The following is a 21,864-nucleotide window of genomic DNA, read 5'->3' as shown; positions in this document are numbered from 1 at the left end:
CCGACTGCCCGTCCTGGTCTCTTGCTTCGTCGCTACCGCTTCCGCCAGGTGAAGATCGATGTCGTCGCGTAATTCAGCACGGCGCTGACCGCCGCGCCCGCGATCCCGGCGAGCCACCATAGCGCGGTCATCTCAAAGACCGTTTCAGCAAACGCCACGTTCACGACCGCGCCGACGCTGCATGCGAGCAGGAAGGTGATCAGCCCCGGTATGATCTGCCAGCCGGTCAGGCGCTTGTCGCGATAGGTCAGCCAGTTGTTCAGGAAGAAGTTCGAGATCGCGGCGACGAGAGTTGCGAGGGCCTGCGAGGTCGCGAACGAAAGCGGCGTTGCGACAAGGGCTGCGCGCAGCACGCCGAGATGCACGAGCACGCCCGTAAAGCCGACGAGGCTGAACAACAGGAAGCGCACAGGCACGATGCGCCCGAGGCTCTTGTCGGCAAGCAGGACGAGATATTCCCAGACGGTCAACGTATCGAGCTTGCTTTCGCCGTGGAGGCGCGCCTTGAACTGGTAGGCCAGTTCCTTGAACTTCAGGGGGCGCGGCGACGACGCGAACACATCCACGAGGATCTTGTTGCCGATGCCCGAGAGGTTGCGGATCGAGCCCTCGAAGACTTCGCGCTTCGCCATGAAGAAGCCGGATACGGGATCGGAAAGCTTCGCCCGCAGGATGGTCTGCGCGAGGCGCGTGGCGATGAAGCTCATGGCCTGCCGCGCGCGCGTGAAGCCTTCCGACAGGCTCTTTTCCGTGTAGCGGCTGCCGATCACGACATCCGTTTCCGGCTCCCTTTGCAGGAGTTCGAGCATGCGCGGCAGAAGCGTCTCGTCGTGCTGCAAGTCGGCGTCGATGATCGCCACATAGGGGGCGGAGGAGGCGAGGACGGCTTCCGCACAGGCCGACGTCAGCCCGCGCCGTCCAAGACGCTGAACGCAGCGCACGCGGGAATCGCGGCGGGCCACTTCGCGCACATGGGCGGCGGTCCCGTCGGGCGAGTCGTCGTCGACGAAGATGACTTCCCAATGGACGCCGGAAAGCGCGGCGGCGAGCTTTTCGATCAGCGGCTCGACGTTGTCGCGCTCGTTGAACGTGGGCGCGATAACGGTGAGATCCGGCCCCTTGGCAATCGCGGGTACGGCCTCGATGCGCCGCGCTTCAGTCACATCTGGCTGCATGTCTTGCCCTGTCTGGTCGCCGGATCGCAGGCGAAGAGGCCGCCGCGATATCCACTGAGGAGGAATACAGCATAAGCGTCGCGGGGCTGCAATCCGCCCGGTCGCGTGACGGTGGCGATTTGAACGGCGCTGTCGAAGGCGGGGAACGCCTTCTGCTGCGATCCCGCCTTGAGCACCAGCAGCGCGGGCGCGTCCTTCAGCCGGGATTCATCCGGCGATGGAAAATTGGAATAGCGGATCCGGTCGTTGATCTGCACGACGCCATCCGCGCCCATGCCGTGGAAGGCCAGTTCGCCCGTGATGGCATAACGATCCGTCAGCACGAGGCCCGCGCCATGCTCGCGCCGAAGACGGTCGATGTCCGCGCCGAGCGCCGACCAGCCCTTCATGCGCGTCGTCGGGTCTTTTTTCGCCTCGATGGGAATCGCGCCCGTGCCAAGTTGAAGCAGCGCGACAAGGGTGAAAGCCGCGCCGATGAAAGGGGCGGCAACGAAGGCGGTGCGGAGCGTGAGCGCGCGGCGATGCCCCAGCACCGCAAGGCCGCCGTGCACGGCTGCGAGGATCGCGAAGGGGTACACGAGCCCCGGCCAGTTCGGCTGGATCTTCTGGCTCGCCGCGTGGACGATGAAGAATGCCCACATCGGGGCGGCGATCCCGCCCAGCAGAAGCCACCGCGCATCGCCGCGCCGCAATCCGCGTGCGAGCGCGTAAAAGCTGCCCCACAGGCAGAAAAGGAATATGAGGGGCGTCGCCAATCCCGCCTGTCCGCCGAGCAGTTCGCCGACGCTCGCGAAGGCGTTTGCAGGCTTGTCCTTGACGCCGTGCGCCGCCTGCTTCGCGAAAGACGCCCAGTCGTGGGCGTAGTTCCACCAGACGACGGGGGCGATTGCCGCGATGGCGACGAGAGCGCCGAGATACGGCTCAGGTCGCAGGAACCAGCGGCGGCCTTCGCGCGTGCCGGCCATCCACAGAAAAAGGCCCGGCAGCATGAGCGCGGCGGTGTATTTGCTCATGAAGGCGAGGCCGAGAGCCCCGCCGACACCGAGCCACCATGCGCCTCGCTCCGTTTCGATAAGCTTCGCGAGCGCGAACAGCACGCATGTCGCGAAAAAGGCGAGCGGCGTGTCGGGCGTCGAGACGATACCGGCGGCGGCGGAAAGGATAGTCCCGTTCATCCACACGACGGCAAGAAGCGCCGCCGCGCGGTCGGCGAACAGCGCAAGGCTCGCGCGCCAAAGGAGATATGATCCCGCGACGGTGCTCAGGAGGCCGACGAATCGCACGCCGAAAGCCGTGTCGCCGAAAATCTCGGTGCCCGCGCGGATCCACCAGGCGATCATGGCGGGGTGGTCGTAATATCCGGCTGCCAGATGCTTCGACCACATCCAGTAATAGGCTTCGTCTTCGGCAAGGTCGGTCGTCGCGGCAAGCACGAAGCGTGCGACGATGAGGCATGAAACCGCGAAGAGCCCGAGCGTCAGCCCCAGGGTCCCGACAGGGGCCCGCGACGAAGGATCTGCCTTCCCGCGCAACGCCGCTTCCGCGACCGAAACCATCGGCACAACTCCAACCTTGTTCCCGGGCTCGATAGCCGAGACGACGCGGTGCATCAACTCCAATTGCGCAGCTCGCGCCTTCCGGTGGCATCTGCAATCGTCAGATGGCGCTTTTATAAGGCCGACCTTGTGCCGGGTCGTACGCTTGCGATTGGCTGCCCGTTTACGCCATGGAAGGTGCGTGCTAGAGCGTCGCGCGGACCCATCCGGCGCCGGGGCTCTGCGTTCGGCTGTCAAGTGGCGCGGAAGCCAACCGGCGCGAAGGGCGAGAGAAGCGAGCAAACGCCATGAATGAGACCGTTGCCGAAGCCGCCGGAGACCGCTTGTCGCCGCATCCGCTCCCGAGTTGCTGGGTTATCGGCGACGGGCGTCCCGGCCTCGAAAATCAGTCGCTCGGTCTTGCGGAAGCGATGGGCCTCGAACCGGTGCTGAAACGCGTCGTGCTGCGCAAGCCGTGGCGCATTGCCAGCCCGTACGTCACCGCATTCAAGCGCTTCGCCTTTAGCGGCAGCGGCGCATCGCTCGAAGCGCCGTGGCCCGATATCGCCATCGCGACCGGGCGGCCCGGCGCGCTGCCTCTTATATATCTGCGCGAGGCGAGCGAGGGACGCACCTTCACGGTGCAGATACAGGATCCCGTCGTGCGGCGTGGCTCGTTCGACCGCATCGTGGTGCCGTGGCATGACGGCGTGACGGGTGACAATATCGTCACGATGGACGGCTCGTTACACATCATAACCCCGGCGAGGCTCGCGGCCGAGGCGCCTCGCTGGGCGGACGCATTCGCCGCCATCCCCCGCCCCCGTGTTGCGGTGGCGATCGGCGGCGTCAATTCGCGCTACGACCTTCGCCCTGAGGATATGACGGTGCTGGGCGCGCAGCTTGCCGCGCTTGCGGCGCAAGGGTTCGGTCTTCTCGTCAGCGGGTCGCGGCGCACGGGCGAGGCCAATATGGCCGCGCTCACCGAGGCGCTGGCAGGCTCCGGCGCGTACATCTATGACGGTCAGAACGGCGCGAACCCCTATCTCGGCATGCTTGCGCACGCGGACGCCTTCGTGGTGACGTGCGATTCCATCAACATGATCACCGAGGCGGCAAGCACGGGAAGGCCCGTCCATATCGCCCGTTTGCCGTTCAGGCGCGGACGAGAAGGCGGCCGTAACAAGTTCGGGGAGTTCGTCCGGCGTCTCGAAGGGAGCGGACGCGTTCGCATGTTCGACGGCCGAATAGAAAGCTGGACTTACGAGCCTCTCCGCGAGATGGAACGGGTGGCGCACATTCTGCGGGAGGCACTCACGGTGCATTTGCGCAACCTCTACTCAAGATAGTATAATAAAAGCAAATCAACCGGAAATATTTTGACACAACTTTATTGTGGACGAGGCTGCTGCGACTCAAATAGCAGCATTCAAATCGTGCCTGTCTTTGAGTCCGATTCGTCCCCGCCATCGCTGTGCCGGAACTTTGCCGCATAGCTGGAGTTTGAAGGTGGGGAACCGAATATGGAGGGAGAACACTATGAATAAACTTGTTGCTTTCTTTTCGGGCGCCGCAATCGCGCTCGGAATGACCACGACCGCCGACGCCGGCGTGCGCGCGGGCGTGTTGCGCTGCTTCACGGCGCCTTCGCAGGGCGTGTTCGTCGGCTCCACGCAGGAAGCCCGCTGCGTTTTTACGAGCGCTTACGGCCATCGTGAAAACTACGTCGCGAAGATCGAACGCCTTGGCCCCGATGTCGGCATCCGCGACAAGGCCGTCCTCGTCTGGGCCGTCTACGCTCCGACGAGCCTGCGCCGCCACGCGCTGCGCGGCGATTATGTCGGCGCATCGGCTGACGTCTCGTTCGGCGTCGGCGCGGGCGCGAATGTCCTCGTCGGCGGCAGCGGTCGCACCGTTTCGCTTCAGCCCGTCAGCGTGAAGGCTCAGACCGGTCTCGCGGTCGGCGCCGGCGCGGCTCGGCTGCAGCTGCGCTAAAGCCTCGGCGGAAGCCTCGAAGGCATCCTCAGCGAGAGCGTCACTTTGAAAAGCCCCGCCCTGCGGGGCTTTTCGCGTTCTTGAGCTATCAATAAATCTTATCTAAAAGTGAATGCCAGCCATCCACGGAACCACCTTGCATCTGCCGCATTCTCTGATTAGTGATAAAAAACGAAATTCGTCACAAGTCAGCCGCAGGTGAAAATAGCCTATGACGCAAACGTCGACCGCTGAGATCACGCGCGATCGCATCCTCGGGGAGGCCGAGCGTCTGTTTCGCCATTTCGGCTACTCCAAGACCACAGTCGCGGACATCGCCCATGCATGCGGCATGTCACCCGCCAACGTGTACCGTTTCTTCGGGTCCAAGGCCGAGATCAACGAGGCGATCTGCGCCCGCATCATCGCGACGCTGCATACCAGTCTGCGGACGATTGCAAGCGCAAGCGGCGCGGCGAGCGACCGCCTGACACGGTTCATCGAACATCTGTCGGACCATACTCGCAACACACTCATCAATGACAGGAAGGTCCACGACATGGTTGTGGTTGCCATGGACGAGCAGTGGGATGTAATCGAGCCACATCTTCGTTTCATTGACGAAATGGTTGCCGAAATCATCGCAAGCGGCATTGCGTCCGGCGAGTTTCGCGCTCAAGACCCTGAGCAGGCCGCGAGGCGCACCGTTGGCGCAATCATGGTCTGCTCCCATCCGGTCGTCGTCGCGCAATTCGGTTCAAACCCAAGGACGCCTTCGGCCTCGGATATGGCCGCGTTCGTTCTTTCAGCCCTGAGGGCTTAAGGCAAAAGCAGAAGAGGCTGAATCCATGCTGTCCTTTGATGACGATTATGAGAATTCATCATTTCACACCCGGTGGCAGGTTCGGGGTGCTGTGACCCTTCTTCTCCTCCCGCTCGCTCTCGCGGCATGCGGCGACAAACAGGAGGCGTCGCAACCCGCTCGCCCGGTCAAGACTTTCGTCGTCCAGCCGCCATCGGCTGAACGCACGCTCACCTACTCAGGCGTGATTGCGCCTCGCATTGAAAGCCAGCTCGGCTTTCGAGTTGCGGGCAAGATCGTCGAGCGCTTCGTGAATGTCGGCGAACAGGTGAAGGCGGGCCAGAAGATCGCGCGCCTTGACGAAGTGGACCTGAAGCTCGCGGAAAACAGCGCTCGCGCCAGTGTTCAGAGCGCGAAGGCGCGCGTCGACGTTGCGAAAGATGCCTTCGACCGCGCGGCCTATCTGCTTCCGAAGGGCTTCATCGCCAAGGCCGTCTATGACCAGCGGAAGCTGGACTACGACGCCGCAACGGCAGCGTACACCTCGGCGAAAGATCAGCTCGATCAGGCTGCGAACGCAACAAGCTATGCGCTTCTTGTCGCCGACAAGGACGGTATCGTAACGGCTGTCCGCGCCGAGCCGGGGCAGGTGGTGAGCGCGGGCCAGGCGGTGATTTCTCTCGCCCTCACGGAATCCGTAGAGGTCGCGGCCGCAGTGCCGGAGAATGAAATCGCGCGGCTCAGCGTCGGCGAACCTGCCCGCATCGCGCTTTGGTCGGCGCCCGAAGTAAGCAGCGACGGCAAGATCCGCGAGATCGCCAGCGCCGCAGATACGGCCTCGCGCACCTATGCCGTTCGCGTGGCGATCGCGCATCCGAAGCCGGAAATGCGCCTTGGCATGACGACGTCCGTTACATTTCGCGTCAAGGAGGCGACGCCGCCTGTCGTCGTGCCTCTGACCGCGCTTACCGAAGACGGGGGAAAGCCCGTTGTCTATGTCGCTGACAAGGCGCGCGAGACGGTCGCACGCCGCGAAGTGACGCTCGGGGGAGTGGCGGAGGATGGCGTGCGCATAACGTCCGGCCTCATTCCGGGCGAGATCGTTGTCAGCGGCGGCATTCAGTTTCTGAGAGACGGCATGGAAGTGCGTCTCTCGCAGGATTTCTCCCCGACGGTAGCCGCCCACGGCTCGCGGACCTACTGAACAGAACTCGATCGGGACGCGACACAATGGAACCCTCCAACGAGCGTGCTTCCGCAAGGCACGAAGACAACGGCGGCTTCAATCTCTCCGCATGGGCCATTCGCCATGGAAGCCTGACGCGGTTCTTGCTGGTTCTTATCCTCGCGATGGGCATCTATGCGCTGAAGAACCTCGGCCAGAAGGAAGACCCGGACTTCCAGTTCCGAATGATGGTTGTTCAGGTCGAGTGGCCCGGAGCCTCCGTACGCGAGATGCAGGAGCAGGTTGTCGACAAGATCGAGACCAAGCTTCAGGAGACGCCCCATCTCGATTATGTGCAGTCCTACACTCATCCGGGCAGTGCGGTGGTGTTCGTGGAATTGCGCGGCGATGCAAGGGGGCGCGACGTGCCCGATGCATTCTACCAGGTTCGCAAGAAGATCGGCGACATCAAGCAGAACCTGCCCGCGGGCGTCGTCGGGCCCTTCTTCAACGACGAGTTCGGCGACACCTACCTCGCGCTCTACGCCATCGAGGGTAAGGGCTTCAGCTATCCGGAATTGCGCGACTTCGCGAAAAGCGCACGCGATGTCCTGCTCCGCGTTGAGGGCGTCGGCAAGGTGGACCTGCTCGGCGTGCAACCGGAAAAGGTCTACATCGAGATTCCGTCGCGAGTGCTGGCCGAACGCAATATAGCCGTAGCGGACATCAAGGCGGCGCTGGACGGGCAGAACAGTCAGGCGCCGGCCGGTTCGGTGCAGACAAGCGAGCGAGCGGTCCGGCTCGACGTTCAGGGCTCGATCATGACCGTCGATGAAATCCGCGAGCTTCGCCTTCGCGCGGGCGCGCAGACCGTCCGCCTCGGCGATATCGCGGAGGTAAAGCGGGGCCTCGAAGATCCGCCGGTCGCCCGCATCCGCCACGACGGCAACGAGGCCGTGCTGCTCGGCGTCGTCATGTCGAACGGCTATAATGTGGTGGAAGTCGGCAAGACGCTCGAAACCGGTCTCGCGCAGATTCATAACGAACTGCCGGTGGGCGTGACTTTCACGAAGATTTCCGATCAGCCCGCCGTGGTGACGAAGGCCATCGGCGAGTTTCTGAAGGCGCTCGGCGAGGCGCTGCTGATTGTGCTCGCGGTGTCGCTGCTGGCGCTCGGCTGGCGAGCGGGCGTGGTCGTCGCGCTGACGATCCCGCTCGTTCTCGCCGCGACGTTCCTCGCCATGTTCATCATCGGAATCGATCTCCAGCGCATCTCGCTCGGCGCGCTGATCATCGCACTCGGCCTTCTCGTCGACGATGCCATGATTGCCGTCGAAATGATGGAGCGGAAGCTCGACGAAGGCTTCGACAAGGTCCGGGCCGCCTCGTTTGCCTACACATCGACGGCCTTTCCGATGCTGACGGGCACGCTGATAACGACAGCGGGCTTCATCCCGGTGGGTTTCGCAGCGAGCACATCGGGGGAATATGTGAATTCCCTGTTCTGGGTGGTGGGCCTTTCGCTCGTCATCTCGTGGTTCGCCGCCGTTTATTTCACGCCCTATATCGGGCACACGATGCTGCGTCACCGTCCGGTGGAAAACCCGGAGCACCATGACGTCTACGATACGCCCATCTATCGGCGGCTCCGCGCGGCAATCGCGTTTTGCATCCTGCATCGCAGGAAGGTCGTTTCGATCACCGCCGCAACCTTCATCCTGGCGCTCATCGGGTTCGCGTTCGTGCCGAAGTCGTTCTTCCCCGGCTCGGATCGCCCCGAAATTCTCGTCGACCTCTGGCTTCCGGAGGGCTCGTCATACGCCGAAACGGATGCCGCGGCGAAGAAGCTCGAACAGAAGCTGCTCGCCGATCCCGACGTGGCGACCTTCACCGCCTTCGTAGGCGAGGGCGCGCCGCGCTTTTTCCTCCCACTCGATCAGCAGCTTCAAACCAAGAATTTCTCGCAATTTCTCGTTTTGCCGAAGAACACCGAAGGCACGGCAATGCGCGATGCGGTGGTCCACAGGATCCGCGCGTTGCTGTCGGCGGAATTCCCCAATGTGCGCTTCAAGGTAGAGCCGCTGACGCTGGGGCCGCCGGTGGGCTGGGCGATCCAGCTCCGCGTGCAGGGGCCCGACCGTGCGGAGGTACGCCGTATCGCGAACGAGGTGACGAAGGCCGCCGCCGCGAACCCGCTCGTCTTCAATTTGCACGACAACTGGCTTGAGCCTGCGCCGACGCTGCAACTCGATATCGATCAGGACCGCGCGCGCGCTATCGGCGTCACCTCGAATGCGGTGCGCCAGACGCTGCAAACGGTGCTGTCCGGCAACACGCTCGCGGAGTTCCGGGAGAAGGACCAGACCATAGGCGTGGTTCTTCGCGAGCCCGATCGCACGCGCGGCCTGCTTACAGCGGTGGAAAACGCCTACGTCAAGACCTCGTCGGGCGGGGCCGTACCCGTGTCTCAGGTCGCGAAGGCGCGGCTCGTGTTTGAACCGGGTGTCGAATGGCGGCGCGACCGCCTGCCGACGATCACCGTTCGCGGACAAATCCCGGATGGCGTTCAGTCGGTCGACGTCGTCACCGCCATCTACAAGGAACTCGCGCCGCTCCGCGCTGGTCTGCCGCTCGGCTATCGCATCGAAATGCAGGGCGGCGTCGAGGAATCGGCCAAGGGGCAGACGTCGATTGCCGCGAAGGTGCCGATCCTCGTCATCGTCGTCCTCCTTCTGCTGATGGTGCAATTGCAGAGTTTCTCGCACACGCTGCTGGTGCTCGTGACGGCGCCGCTCGGGATCATCGGCGCTTCGTTCGCTCTGCTCGTGACGCAGATGCCTTTCGGCTTCGTGGCGATTCTGGGCGTGATCGCACTCGCGGGCATCATCATGCGCAACACGGTGATTCTCGTGGACCAGATCCAGCAGGATCTCGCTGCGGGAATCGACACCTATAATGCCATCGTCGGCTCGGCGGTCAGACGCTTTCGCCCGATCATGCTGACGGCGACGGCGGCCGTGCTGGCGCTCGTTCCGCTCGCGGGGTCTTCGTTCTGGGGGCCGATGGCGGTGGCGATGATGGGCGGAATCCTCGCCGCAACGGTGCTCACGATGACATTTCTGCCGGCGCTTTACGCGCTTGTGTTCCGGGTTGCTGTGCCGGGCGTCGAGAGACGAACCCAACGGCCCGGGCAAGAAAACGCCACGGTACAGCCAGAGCTTGTAAAGGCCGGTCAATAGGAGATGCAACGGCGCGGGGAGTTTTCAGTCCTCTCCGCTCCGCACCATGTGGATAAGCTCCGCGCGCGGAGGTTGGGCTTGCACGGGGGAGCCGTTTAACATTTAATGCCTTAGCTTCTCGGAGTGGCGCGAGCGACAGCGGGATTTCGGGCCTCGAATGCGGACGAGGCTCGATCTGGGGCAAGGAGCCCGCTTTGCAATTCGCTTCACGTTTCCGAAATGAGAGTGGCCGGAGTTGGAGCGGGCTGAGCAGGAGCCTTGCTAAATGGCCATAAATTTAAATAAACTATCGTGTGCCGGTTTGAGGGGTCATGTTGGCAGACGATGGTCCGAGCGGGGTATAGAGCTATGATTCCGGGGTCCGCGGAGGTCTGCCTTTCCGCGTTGTTCGTCGATTTCGACAACGTGTATCTATCCTTGCGCCGCCAGAGCGAGGAAGCCGCCGGGCGATTCGCCCGCAATCCGGCTGAATGGATGGCTCGAATCGCGACGGGCGGGCTTGTCCGCTTCAAGTCGCATTCCGATTATGTGCGGCGGCGATTCGCCGTGGCGCGCTGCTATGGCAATCCGGGCCGGAAGCTCGTCAGCCGTGGCGGCCCGCACGATCCGCACAACTTCGCCGACGTCCGCGTGAATTTCATGATGGCGGGGCTCGAAGTTGTGGATTGCCAGCCGCTTTCCAACCAGTTCAAGAACGGCACCGACATCAAGATCGCGTGCGACATCCGCGATTTTCTGGAGCATCCGACGCGCTTCGGCGAATTCATCGTCCTTTCGGGCGACGCCGATTTCACGCCCGTTCTGCATCATCTTCGTTCGCACGACCGCCGCACCGTGGTCTATGCGAATGAAAGCACAGCGGATATCTACAAGGCGTTCAGCGACGGCTGGATCGAAGAACGCGACATGATCTCCTTCCTTCTCGGCGAGACGGCGGGCGATGCGCCGATGATCGGTCAGGACCGTGCGCCGCGCCTCGGCTATGACGGCGCAAGACAGCCGGGCTACGAGCAGAGCCGCTCGCACACGCCTCCCGCCACTCTTCCGGCGGCGCATGCGCCAGCGTCATCGCTTCCGGCAGTGCCGCAAGCCGGCTTCAACGGTCATCCCTCGTTTCAGGGCTACGGCGCGCCCGCACAGGCGATACCCGCGCCGACGCCTGCTTACGGCGCACCGGCCCAGGCCATTCCGGCGCCTCCCGCTTATGGAGCACCTTCGCAGGCGATCCCCGCCGCGCCAAATTACAGCGGCTATAACCTTCCGCAGGAACCGGCAAAGCGCAGGCTGCCTTCGGGGCATGCGAATTCGGCGGTGCAATCCCTGATCGAGGACTTCCAGTCGATCGGGGCGGAGATCCTGAATCTCGTCCTCGATGTGGTGCAATCCTCCGAGAAGCCCGTTCCGATCGCCTATCTGGCAGACCGCGCGCAAAAAATCCTCGGTCACGCGAAGACGCTGGGCACGAACTGGGCAGGCTCCGGCGGATTCCTGAACTTCCTCAACGCCACGCTGCCCGACAACTTCCGTCTCACGGACAAGCCGCCGCATTTCGTCTACGATCCCACGCGGCACAGGATCGAGGAGCGCGTCGATCTGGCGTCGCCGCAGCCTGCTCCGCAGAAGCTTGTGGACAGGCAGCCTGTTCCGCAACCTCAGCCGCAGGAAACGGGCTCGTCCAAGCTCGCAGAACTGCAAACCTCGATCACCCGCATCTACGACGCCTGCAAGGCGCCGCCGCTTCCTCCAAGCGAATATCAGCTGCTGTTCACGCTCATCGCGACCGAGGTTCACGAGCGCGGATTCGCTCCCGTGAAGACAGCGCAGGCGGTCGTCGAGCGGGCCACGCGCGAGGGGCTTCGCGTCGCGATGAAGGACGTGTCTTTCGTGCTCGACGCGGTGGACGAGATCGACCCATGGCTTGAACATACCCGCTCCCCGGCGGCCGTGGCGCGCGCCTATCGCGATTTCGTGCTGGCGAAGTGCCACCATGCGGGAGTGAAGCTCACCGAAGACGAGCATCAACTCGTTCAGGTCTGGTTCGGCGCCAGCCAGTGGTCGGCCGTCGGCCAGACGACGATCAATTCCAGCGCTGGTCAACAGGCAACGCCCTTGACGCCGGTCGGTGTGCAAAGGCCGGCACCCAATCCACGCAGCTACATGGCGGATTCCGCCTTGCCGCCGCCGGATCCCCGCAGTGATATTCCGCTCCCGCCGGATTTCGGGTTCGATCGCGAGCTGGAGCCGGAGCAGGCGCCGAAACAGCGGTTCAGCTTCAAGCATTGACGGGCGCGCATCCGCGCCGCGTGAACTCGCAACCATCGAAAAAAGCGGCCCCGTGGCCGCCTTCACACTGCTGACAAAGCTCCCGCCTCGGCGGGAGCTTTTTGATTCAGCGGGGCATCGTGAAAAGCCGGTTCCCCAACAGACCGTGCTCGACATGGCGTGCATCGGGAGGCCTTGCAGACAGAGGGCTTTTAGAGAACACCAGTGGTCATTGTAATCTTGCAAATCAAAGCCGTCACGTCTAAGCTTAAGCGATCGGCAGGTTTATCAATCAATGTTACGAGACTTTGCTTCCTTTTTGCGATAGCGACCAAGTTCTCAATCCGGCAGATGTCGCAACATTCGTCTTGAATGCCAAACGGGGGATGCCGCTTTCCCTCGCCGGTTTAGAGCCAGGCGACCTGCGGACACTCATTGATCAAGCCGAACTGCCTCGAAACTTCATTCGGGTGCTGTTTCGGACCACCCAGCCGTGGAGATCTTCGCAAGACGTAGTCCAGCAGATTGCCTCCTTCATGGCATCTTCCGCGTTGCGGCTGTGGCCCCGTTGGTACGCGGGGGCGGGTGTCGACTTCGGCATTTGCACCAACGATTCACTCGGGCGGCATGCCGTTCGCGTTCTGGCGAACGAAGCGGCCAAAAACGTCGCGGGCGTGCAGCCTCGTTGGGCGGAACTGGCTGCGCTTTCGGCACTTCACGCCAGGCTCCCGCTTGTCGATGGCTTTTCCCTCGCCGCCAGCATCGAGCAGTTAACGAAGGCGATAGCGCCAGACGGACTTGTGATGGCGGTGACGTTCCCAGATGGCGAAAGCAACGCGCCGTCTGACGCTTTCGTGCGCGCGCTTGAATGGATCGCGCAGTTTTGCGGCGTCGTCGTCCTGTTCGACAGTCTTCCGCCGAACGAACCACCTTTCGACCGCATTCTTCATGGCGCGCGCATCGTGGGAGAAAGGGCACCTGCGACCGTGCCACGAAGCGAAGCCCTTGCCCCTTGGATCGCGCCTTGGCGCGGCTCGCCCCATCCTTTGAGCGACATCGAGAAGAAGGTGGCAACGATGCTTGCGGCCGACGCTGAACTTGGCGCGCTCTTCGCCTTCAACCAAACGGTCACGACCGAACGCGGTACGCAGCCCCGGGTGGATCTTCTGTGGGCCGAGGGCCGTCTGGTTGTGGAACTTGATGGATATGAGAGCCACGGAAGCCGGTCAGCCTTTGCGCGCGACCGCCATCGCGATTATGAGCTAATGCTGAGCGGCTATGTCGTGCTTCGCCTTGCCAATGATGAGATCGCGCAGGACTGCGAAAAAGCCCTCGAAAAGATCCGCGATCTGGTGCGCCTGCGCCGCCAGACGATGACAATGGAGGTTTGAGGTGGCAGCCAAGACCAAGACCGAAGCTGGCAAGAAGACTGGCGGAAAGAAGACGTCGCCCGAAAAGCAGGCGCTCATAATGTGGGCGCTACTGGCCAAGGAAAACGCTGGTGCATTTCGTGGTGATCTGAAACCGACGCCGGAAAAGGCGGATCGTGAAGCGCTGGAAGACGCGGGGCTCATCAAATGGTGGAAGGTCGGCCAGAAGATTTGGATCGAGGTTTCGGACAAGGGTTGGGCGTGGGCCAACGAAAACCTGGGCCATGCGCTGCCCGCGCAATCGAACGCCGGCGCAGAAATCCTGCGCGGCTGGCTCGTAAAGCTCGATGCCTTCCTCAACGCGCGTGGACTGGCATTGGCAGACGTGCTCGGCGCGCAGACTCTACCTCCGGTGAATGGCGCGAACGGCCATGACAAGACGCCGCCGAAGGTGCCCGCAGGCTCGCTTCGCGACCGCATCCGCACCGCGTATCTCGACGCTACCGGCGGCCGCTTCAACACGCGTGCCCTTCTGAAGGACATCCGCACGCGGCTCGCGGATGTGGAGCGCGCTACGCTGGATGAAGCGCTTACCCTCATGCAGCGAGAGGATGCTGCCGTGCTCTATCCTCTCGACAATCGCGCGGAGATCACTGATGCCGACCGCGCGGCTTCCATTTCCTTTGCCGGTGAACCTCGTCATATTCTTTGGATTGAAAGATAATGCCTGTTTCCGAAGCTCCGCTTGAAGCCTTTCGTTCGGTGAATTTCGACTGGACAAGACAGTTGAAAAGCGTCTGGACAGACCCGCACTATCACGTGTCGAACATCAACCAGTCGGCGACCGACGACATCATGGATTATTTCCTGTCGCGGACGCAGGTTGAAAGCGACAATGAACCGCTCGGCAAGGTTCTTGTCGGGCCGGCGGGCTTCGGAAAAACCCACCTAATCGGCGAATTGCGTCGGCGTGTCTGGAGGGCAAACGGATGGTTCGTCCTTCTCGACTTCGTCGGCGTGAAAGATTTCTGGTCGTCCGTTGCGCTCGGTTTTCTGAGTTCGCTGCAGGTACGGACACCTGGCCGGCAAACCCAATACGATCTGCTCATAAGCCGTCTCGCCGATTACCTCGGTATCAAGAGCGATCTCGCGGCGGCAACGAAATGGTATCAGAAGGATGCCCGCGAGCTCGTCACCGAAATTGTGAAACTCTTCCTTTCGGCGCTGTCGAGGGTGGATCGTTCCGCCACCCTTAAGCATCGCGACGTGGTGACCGCACTCGTCCTGATGATTTCGGAGGATCTCGACTACCATAGCGTTGCGCATGCCTGGCTGCAGGGGATGGACGTCGATCAGGAAGAAGCGCGGCCGCTCGGTTTGAGGGAAGAGAACTCACCGATCAAGGTCGTCGAGGGGCTTTCATGGCTGATGAGTCTTGTCGGCCCCACTCTCATCGCGGTCGATCAGATTGATGCGATCGTCAGCGCCAGCAACGCGCAGGCACGCGCTCGGGCGGTACAGCAAACGAATGAAGAAGAACTTGAGGCGAAGGCTATCGTGGAGCTTCTCGCTGAAGGCTTGATGGAAATCCATGAGAAGAAGCGGCGAGCAGTCACGGTTGTTTCATGCCTCGAAGCGACCTGGAAAATTATCGAGGGCGGCGCAACGGCTTCGATCCGCGATCGCTACCTGAGCGGGCTGCCTTTAAAAACGCTGCAAACGCGCGAGACGGCGGAAGCGCTCATCGCAGCGCGTCTGGCTCCAGCCTATGAGCAGTACGGCTTTACGCCGCCCTATCCTACATGGCCGTTTACAGGCGAGTCGTTGGACGCCGCTGTCGACTACACGCCGCGCCAGCTTCTGAAGCGCTGCGAAGACTTTCGCCGGAAATGCGTCGCCGAAGGCCGCGTTACAGAATGCCTGTCGCTGGAAGACAAGGCAGCTTCCGCTGAGACAGCGCCGCCACGGGCCGACATCGAAGCAGCGTTCGAGCGCGAGGTGGCGGCGGCCAATGTCGCGCCGCTGTTCACGCCCGCGGGCGAGGACGACCTTCGCGCGCTGCTCGATTCCACGCTTCAGTTCCTCGTCAAGCATTATGACTTGCCCGATGCAATCGATGCCGAGGCGCAGCGCGACCCCGACCAGAAGCGGCCTTCGCTGCATGGGCGCGTGTCCTTCACGTTCCATGACGAGGGCGACCGCGAACAGCATTACTGCTTCCGCATCATCGAGCACGTAAACGCAATCGCATTCCAGTCGCGCCTCAAGGCGGCGATGACGGCATCCGGCATCGATACGGCGCTGAAATTCCGCCATCTCTATGTGCTGCGCACTTCTCCGCTCCCGACGGGCAAGAAAACCGAAACGCTGCTGGATCAGTTCAGGAAGGCGGGCGGCAAGATCATCGTGCCCGCTGAAAAGGATCTCCGTATTTTTGCCGCGCTTCGTTCGCTCGCGAAGCAGGACAATATCGAATTCGAGGCTTGGCTGCGCAGCAAGAAGCCGTTGTTCGAGACGGATTTCTTCAGGAGCGTGGAGCTTGCGCCGCCGCCGTTCCTGTCGGACGATGGCAACCCATCGGGTGACGACAGGCCGAGTGGTGGCCCGGCAGGTGGCCCCGGAAGCGGAGGGGTGGGGCCCGCCGGCAACGGAGCGGACAACGGGTCTTCCCCCGGCAATTCCGCGGCGCGCGACAGCACGCGTGCAGGCTCCCCTAAAAGCGGCGATCACGCGAGAAGCGATGCCAGCCAGCATGAGCGAAAGAACGCGCCGCGTCTGATCCCGCTCGGGCGGAGGTTCGAGCGCGGCCAGCTCGGCGACCCCGTATCTCTCGACGCAGCCCTCCTGCCGCGCCACGTCGCCATCATCGCCGGATCGGGCTCCGGCAAGACCGTGCTGCTGCGGCGAATCGTCGAGGAGGCCGCCCTTCTTGGCATTCCCGCCATCGTTCTCGATATCAACAACGACCTTTCGCGTCTCGGCGACCGCTGGCCGGAAACGCCCGCCGATATGTCTGCCGAGGACGCCGGCAGGGCTGAGAGGTATCACGAGAACACGGATGTCGTGATCTGGACGCCGGGCGCGAGCAGCGGCCGCCCGATGTCGCTGCCGCTGTTGCCTGACTTCTCGCGCATCGGAGAGGGCCGCGAGGCTCAGGACGAACGCGAGCAGGCCATCGCCATGGCGCTCGCGACGCTGACGCCTTATCTCGGCGGCAGCGGCCAAAGGGCAACGCTAAGACAAGGCGTGCTTGCCGCTGCGCTTCGTTTCTTCGCGAAGGACGGCACAGACTCGCTCGAAGACTTCATCCGGCTTCTGTCCGAGCTTCCCGACGGAGTGAGCCAGATCAAGGACTCCTACAAACTCGCAAGCGACATGGCCGACCAGCTTCGCGCCGCTGTCGACACGAATCCGCTGCTGCGCTCAGCCGGTGTGAAGCTCGATCCCGCCCAGCTTTTCTTTGGCGCGAAGGGCAGGACGCGCATTTCGGTCATCAACTTCTCGGGGCTTGCAAGCGAGGCCGCCAAGCAGGCCTTCGTGAACCAGCTGCAGATGGCGCTTTTCACCTGGATCAAGGCCAATCCGAGCGAGACCGGTTTGCTCTACGTGATGGACGAAGCTCAGAATTTCGTGCCGTCGCAAGTTGGCACGCCGTGCAAGGAAAGTGCGAAGTCGCTCGCGGCTCAGGCGCGCAAATACGGCCTCGGAATGATCCTCGCGACGCAGCTGCCGAAAGGCATCGACAACGGCATCGTGTCCAATTGCACGACGCACGTCTACGGGAGGATGAGTTCACCGACTGCCATCGAGGCGATCAAGGATCTGGTTCGAGCAAAGGGCGGCGAAGCCGATGATGTGGGTCGCCTCAAGCTCGGTGAGTTTTATTTTTCGACCGAAGGATCCGCCCGCCCGTTCAAGATCCAGACGCCGCTTTGTCTGAGCTGGCACGCCAAGAACCCGCCGACGGCTGGGGAGGTAATGGAGAAGGCTCGCGCAGTGTCGATTAACCCCTACCCTGGGTCGCTGACGTAGCCGCAATCTTTCGGTTTGAATACGCGCTGCGATATCAGCGCATTGTTAGACCACGCGCGCACGCGGAAAAATGGGGGCGCAGACTTGAGCGACGAAGACGTTCGTTTGAAGTTCTGATCTTCAATGTCTATGGTGCGTCAACACCTTTCAAGTTATTGATTTCGCTGTCCATTATAATTGGTGGGATAGCGTATCTTTTTCGGCCGGGTGTGCCAGCCTGCCGAATAGCTTCCGATCCCGCTGGGAACCCTTCGCGGAAAGCAAAAATGTGAGGGCGGATTCGCACCCGCCGCTCTTTAAAGAGTTGCAAACGCGCAGAGGCGTGCCACCTCAAGGTGCCTTAATTTCAGCGCGGCCGAAGAGCGCCAGCAGCCCATCCGACAGCGCTCCGCGCCATACGAGATAGTCGTGGCCGCCCGCATATTCGCGCGCGATCACTGCATAGCCTTTCGCTTCGAGCACGTCGCGCAGATGACGGTTTGTCTCAAGAATGCTCGGGCGTCCGCCGCCTCCAGCCTCGAAAAGCCCCGCGCTCAGGAAGAAGCGGACGTCTCGGCGAGGCGTCTTTGCGACGAGCGCGGCGACATGATTCGCTCGCGCGGGTTCGGCGTCGTCGGGGTGCCACCAATAGGAGCCCGACAGGCTGATGGCATTCCCGAACGCTTCCGGGTGACGAAGGGCGATGGTCGATGAGGCCAGCCCGCCAAAGCTCGATCCCGCGAGAGCGGTGCGCGCGGGGCTATGCCGGAGCGAGGTCGCTGCAAGCACCTCGGGAAGCAGCTCCCCTGCCAGAGCATCGGCGAAGGTTTCGTTGCCGGGAAGCTCGGTAGCCCTTGTATCGCCGTCGATGTTGGGAATGAAGACGGCAACCGTTGGGGGGATCACGCGCGCCGCGATCATATTGTCGAGAATAAGCGGGGTTGGAACCTTGCCCTGATACTCGCGACCGTCGAACACGAAGAGCAGCACGGTTCCGGGATCGGCCGGGTTGAAGTGCGGAGGGGTGTAAATCGTCACGTCGCGCGCATTGCCGAGCTTCGCGCTTGCGAAGGCGAGGGTCGAAAGTTGGCCCGAAGGCGCGCCGACGGGGGCGATCCAGGGCTGCGCGGGCGCGTCCGGCAATGAGAAGGTTGAGCTTTGATTGTAGGCGTCGCCGGCTTCTGCCGGCCACGGCGCGCGATTGAGCGGGTCCGCCTTTGCGGTCGCGAGGATCGCGACGCGCCGCTCACGCTCGGTGCCCGCGAGGTCGGGCACGTCTGGCGCAATTTTATAGGAAAGCCGCGTCGAGGAGGGGAGCACATATGTCTTGAACCAGACGTCGCTGTCGCCGAGCCGCTCCATCGGATCGTGATCGGTGCTCGGGGCGCCGAGAATGCGAACGCCGCGTCTGGCTCCGCGCATCAGGAAGGTGACGATCGCCTTGCCCTCCGGGCCCGGCTCGACGAGGGGCGTCCCCCTCTCGGCAGCAATCCGCCAGAAGGCATCCGTGCTCTCGCCCGCCGCCACTTTCGCGGCGAGGTCCGCCATCATCGGGCTGACCGGCTTTTTCGGTGGCGCGACCTGTTCGGCCACGCCGATGCGCTTGTCGAGCCTGACAAGCACGCGCCCCGCCCCCCTCGCGCTGAGGCGCAGCACGTCACCCTCATCGGCGACATAGCGAAAATCGCTTCTCCCTGCCGCGTTGAGGAAAAACTGTCGCACGAGCTTGCCGTCCGCCAAGAGTTCGAGCGTGACTGCGGAGCCTCCGGCGTCGACCACGCCCGCCACGTAATCGCCGGGGCGCGTTCCGGCATCGATGACGACCGGAGCCGTCGCCGCGACATTCACTTCTATCGAAGCGCCGGGATCGAGGCGAAGCGGAAGGCCCTCGGCCGCCATGGATGCATGCGGAAAAGCTGTTGTCATCATCACCGCGAAAAGGCCCGCCCGGGCAAGAGACCGGGCAGGGAATGGGGTTCGCTCTTTTACCATGAATATTTGACCTGCCCCGTCACAGCACGGCCGGAACCGTAGAAACACGCCCCGGCGCTGGCGCAGGATGCCACATACTGCTCGTCGGAAATGTTCGTGGCGTTGACCTGAAGCTTCGTACCCTTGAGGTTCGGGAAGGAAGCGCTGAGGTCGTAGCTGACGGAAGCATCGAAAAGCGTGACCGCCGGCACCTTGAAGGTGTTCGTATCGTTGCCCCAGCTCTCGCCGATGAAGCGCACGCCCGCGCCGAGGCCGAGGCCGTTGAACGCACCGTCCTTGAAATCGTACTTGCCCCAGAGCGACACCTGATCGATCGGCACGCGCGCCGGCATCTTGCCTAGAATCGTGCTGTCGAGGTTATCCGTCACCTCCATGTCGATATGGCTATAGCTCGCCACCGCAGAAATATTCTCGGTCAGTTCCGCATGGGCTTCGAGTTCGAGGCCACGGCTGCGGATTTCGCCGATCTGCGTATAGGGATCGGACGATTTCTGGCGCGTCAGCACGTTCTGTTTCGTCAGGTCGAAAACGGCCGCCGTGAACAGCATGCGCGTGCCGGGAGGGGCATATTTGATGCCGGCTTCATACTGCTCGCCGGTCGTCGGCTTGAAGGGAGCCTGTCCCGTGGCGGGTGCCTGCGTTACCGGCTCGAAGGACTGGCTGAAGCTCACATAGGGCGAGATGCCGTTTTCGAAATTGTAGATCGCACCTGCCCGCCAGGTGGTAGCGGTGTCGTCCTGTGAGGTCTTCGCGCCGCTCTTGAGGTAGTCCGTAACCTCGTTCGAGGCCCAATCGTGGCGCACGCCCGCAAGCAGGTTCAGGCGGCCGATCTCGATCTGATCCTGAAGGTAGAGGCCGACCTGATCGGTGATCGTCTTGTTGTCGGTGTTGTTGACGATGTTTGTATCGACAGGCTGGCCGTAAACGGGATTGTTCCAGTCGATATAGCTGAGAGTCGCCGCATAGCCCCACTGGTAGTCGCGCCGCGACCAGCGGTAATCCACACCGCCCAGCACCTTGTGCTTCACGAAGGCGGTCTTGAGGTCGGCCTGCACCTGATTGTCGACCGTGAACTGCGTCAATTCCTCAGGGCCGGCCCCAGCCTTTCTTGAAAAGGTGTTGTCGTCGACCACGCCCCATTCGACCATTGTGTTGAACATGGTCTCGATCCGCGAGATGCGCGCGCTCTGGCGCACCGTGAACGTCGGGTCGAAGCGGTGCTCGAATAGATAGCCGATGTAGTATTGCGTGCGTTCGTATTTGTCGTAGCCGGGCTCGCCCATGTAGAAGTCATGCGGCACGTAGCCATACGACGTCGGGTACATCGTGCCTTTCGCTTCGAGGAAGTTCCGAAAGCCCGCGTTTGGCTCGTAGGTGTACATGCCATCCACGACGAGCTTTGTGTTTTCGGTGGGTGTCCACATCACGGAAGGCATGATGCCGACACGCTTCTTCTCGGTGTAGTTCACCTCCCCATCGCTATCGAGGCCCACGCCGACGACGCGATAGGAAATTTCCGGGCTGACCACACCGCCGACATCGAAGCCGGTCGCGAAGCGGTTTTCGCTGCCGAATTCGACGAAGACTTCGCGGTGCGTCTCGCCAGTCGGAAGCTTGCTGACGAGGTTCACGATGCCGCCGGGGTTCGCCTGCCCGTAAAGCACCGAGGCGGGCCCTTTGATCACCTCCACCCTTTCAAGGAAATACGGGTCCATCTGGCCGAAAGAGCCGGAGCCGTAGAGAAGGCCGTTGAGGTAGCGCGGCACGTAGCTGAAGCCGCGTACGAACATTTCGTCGTGAAGGTTCGAACTGCCGCGATATTCCGTAAATACGCCCGCAGTGTAGCGGAGCGCCTCAGCCACGGTTTTCGCGGCCTGGTCCTCGATTTGCTGGCGCGGCACGACGGAGATGGACTGCGGGGTCTTGATGAGCGGGGTGTTGGTTTTGGTGCCGGTTAGACTTTTCTGCGCGACATAGCCCTGAACCGGGCCGTTGCCGCTCTCCTCCTGCGCCTGCGGCTCCTGCCGGGGCAACTCGACGGGCTGCGCGGCCTGCTGCCTCGGCGCGGGCTTTTTCACCTTCTTTTTGCCTTCGACGACGATCTCGCCGATCTGGCCCGTTCCTTGCGCCTGAACCGGAACCGTGACTGCGTCCAGGGTAAAAAGGCTCGCGCTTGTGACAAGGCTCCAGCCCAGCAGAGCTAGGACACGGTCGCGCTTTACTGAAATTCTGGAACTAGAATAACTCGCAGTAATCGTCGCCGATCTACAGTTATAATAATTCTTCTGATAGTCTGAAGTTGTAGTGCCCATTTTTTGCCGCCCCTTTTACGCAACCTA

13 protein-coding genes are annotated in these 21,864 nt (G+C 62.4%); 9 read left to right on the top strand and 4 right to left on the bottom strand.

The features are described from left to right. Positions 1-32: 32 nt before the first annotated feature. Both EK416_RS14095 and EK416_RS14090 read right to left on the bottom strand, forming a co-directional pair. Entirely contained in the window at positions 33-1,175 is a 1,143-nt protein-coding gene (locus EK416_RS14095; RefSeq protein ID WP_127078559.1) for a glycosyltransferase, read from the bottom strand. Next, positions 1,160-2,731: an ArnT family glycosyltransferase gene (locus EK416_RS14090; protein ID WP_164730036.1), complete on the bottom strand. Its 1,572-nt coding sequence runs from the start codon at positions 2,729-2,731 to the stop codon at positions 1,160-1,162. Before EK416_RS14090 ends, EK416_RS14095 begins: the two co-directional genes overlap by 16 nt. A gap of 287 nt (positions 2,732-3,018) precedes the next feature. Between EK416_RS14090 and EK416_RS14085 the strand changes: the two genes are divergently transcribed. From EK416_RS14085 to EK416_RS14045, 9 genes are all read left to right on the top strand, one after another. Further along, complete coding sequence (locus EK416_RS14085) at positions 3,019-4,059, top strand: mitochondrial fission ELM1 family protein (RefSeq protein WP_127078555.1); 1,041 nt, start codon at positions 3,019-3,021, stop codon at positions 4,057-4,059. A gap of 190 nt (positions 4,060-4,249) precedes the next feature. Next, on the top strand, positions 4,250-4,705 hold the full coding sequence (locus EK416_RS14080; protein ID WP_127078553.1) for a DUF992 domain-containing protein: 456 nt from the start codon (positions 4,250-4,252) through the stop codon (positions 4,703-4,705). A 211-nt stretch (positions 4,706-4,916) separates the two neighbouring features. Then, complete coding sequence (locus EK416_RS14075; RefSeq protein ID WP_127078551.1) at positions 4,917-5,507, top strand: TetR/AcrR family transcriptional regulator; 591 nt, start codon at positions 4,917-4,919, stop codon at positions 5,505-5,507. A gap of 91 nt (positions 5,508-5,598) precedes the next feature. Further along, positions 5,599-6,690, top strand: coding sequence for an efflux RND transporter periplasmic adaptor subunit (locus EK416_RS14070; RefSeq protein ID WP_164730035.1), 1,092 nt, complete (start codon positions 5,599-5,601; stop codon positions 6,688-6,690). 26 nt (positions 6,691-6,716) lie between these two features. Continuing rightward, positions 6,717-9,890: an efflux RND transporter permease subunit gene (locus EK416_RS14065; protein ID WP_127078547.1), complete on the top strand. Its 3,174-nt coding sequence runs from the start codon at positions 6,717-6,719 to the stop codon at positions 9,888-9,890. A gap of 348 nt (positions 9,891-10,238) precedes the next feature. Further along, positions 10,239-12,173, top strand: a complete 1,935-nt coding sequence (locus EK416_RS14060; RefSeq protein ID WP_164730034.1) for an NYN domain-containing protein — start codon at positions 10,239-10,241, stop codon at positions 12,171-12,173. Positions 12,174-12,688: 515 nt separating this feature from the next. Next, positions 12,689-13,543: an endonuclease domain-containing protein gene (locus EK416_RS14055; protein WP_164730033.1), complete on the top strand. Its 855-nt coding sequence runs from the start codon at positions 12,689-12,691 to the stop codon at positions 13,541-13,543. Position 13,544: 1 nt separating this feature from the next. Further along, positions 13,545-14,246, top strand: coding sequence for a hypothetical protein (locus EK416_RS14050; protein ID WP_127078541.1), 702 nt, complete (start codon positions 13,545-13,547; stop codon positions 14,244-14,246). Then, positions 14,246-17,554: an ATP-binding protein gene (locus tag EK416_RS14045; protein WP_127078539.1), complete on the top strand. Its 3,309-nt coding sequence runs from the start codon at positions 14,246-14,248 to the stop codon at positions 17,552-17,554. Before EK416_RS14050 ends, EK416_RS14045 begins: the two co-directional genes overlap by 1 nt. Positions 17,555-17,884: 330 nt before the next feature. Here the strand turns inward: EK416_RS14045 and fes are convergent, their stop codons facing one another. Continuing rightward, on the bottom strand, positions 17,885-19,459 hold the full coding sequence (gene fes, locus EK416_RS14040) for an enterochelin esterase (RefSeq protein ID WP_245434063.1): 1,575 nt from the start codon (positions 19,457-19,459) through the stop codon (positions 17,885-17,887). A gap of 59 nt (positions 19,460-19,518) precedes the next feature. Next, entirely contained in the window at positions 19,519-21,837 is a 2,319-nt protein-coding gene (locus EK416_RS14035; protein ID WP_127078535.1) for a TonB-dependent siderophore receptor, read from the bottom strand. Positions 21,838-21,864 lie beyond the last annotated feature (27 nt).

The sequence above is a fragment of the Rhodomicrobium lacus genome, assembly GCF_003992725.1.
GTDB classification, from domain to species: Bacteria; Pseudomonadota; Alphaproteobacteria; order Rhizobiales; family Rhodomicrobiaceae; genus Rhodomicrobium; species Rhodomicrobium lacus.
Note: the sequence above shows the minus strand (reverse complement) of the source record. Positions and strands in the feature narration are given on the sequence as shown.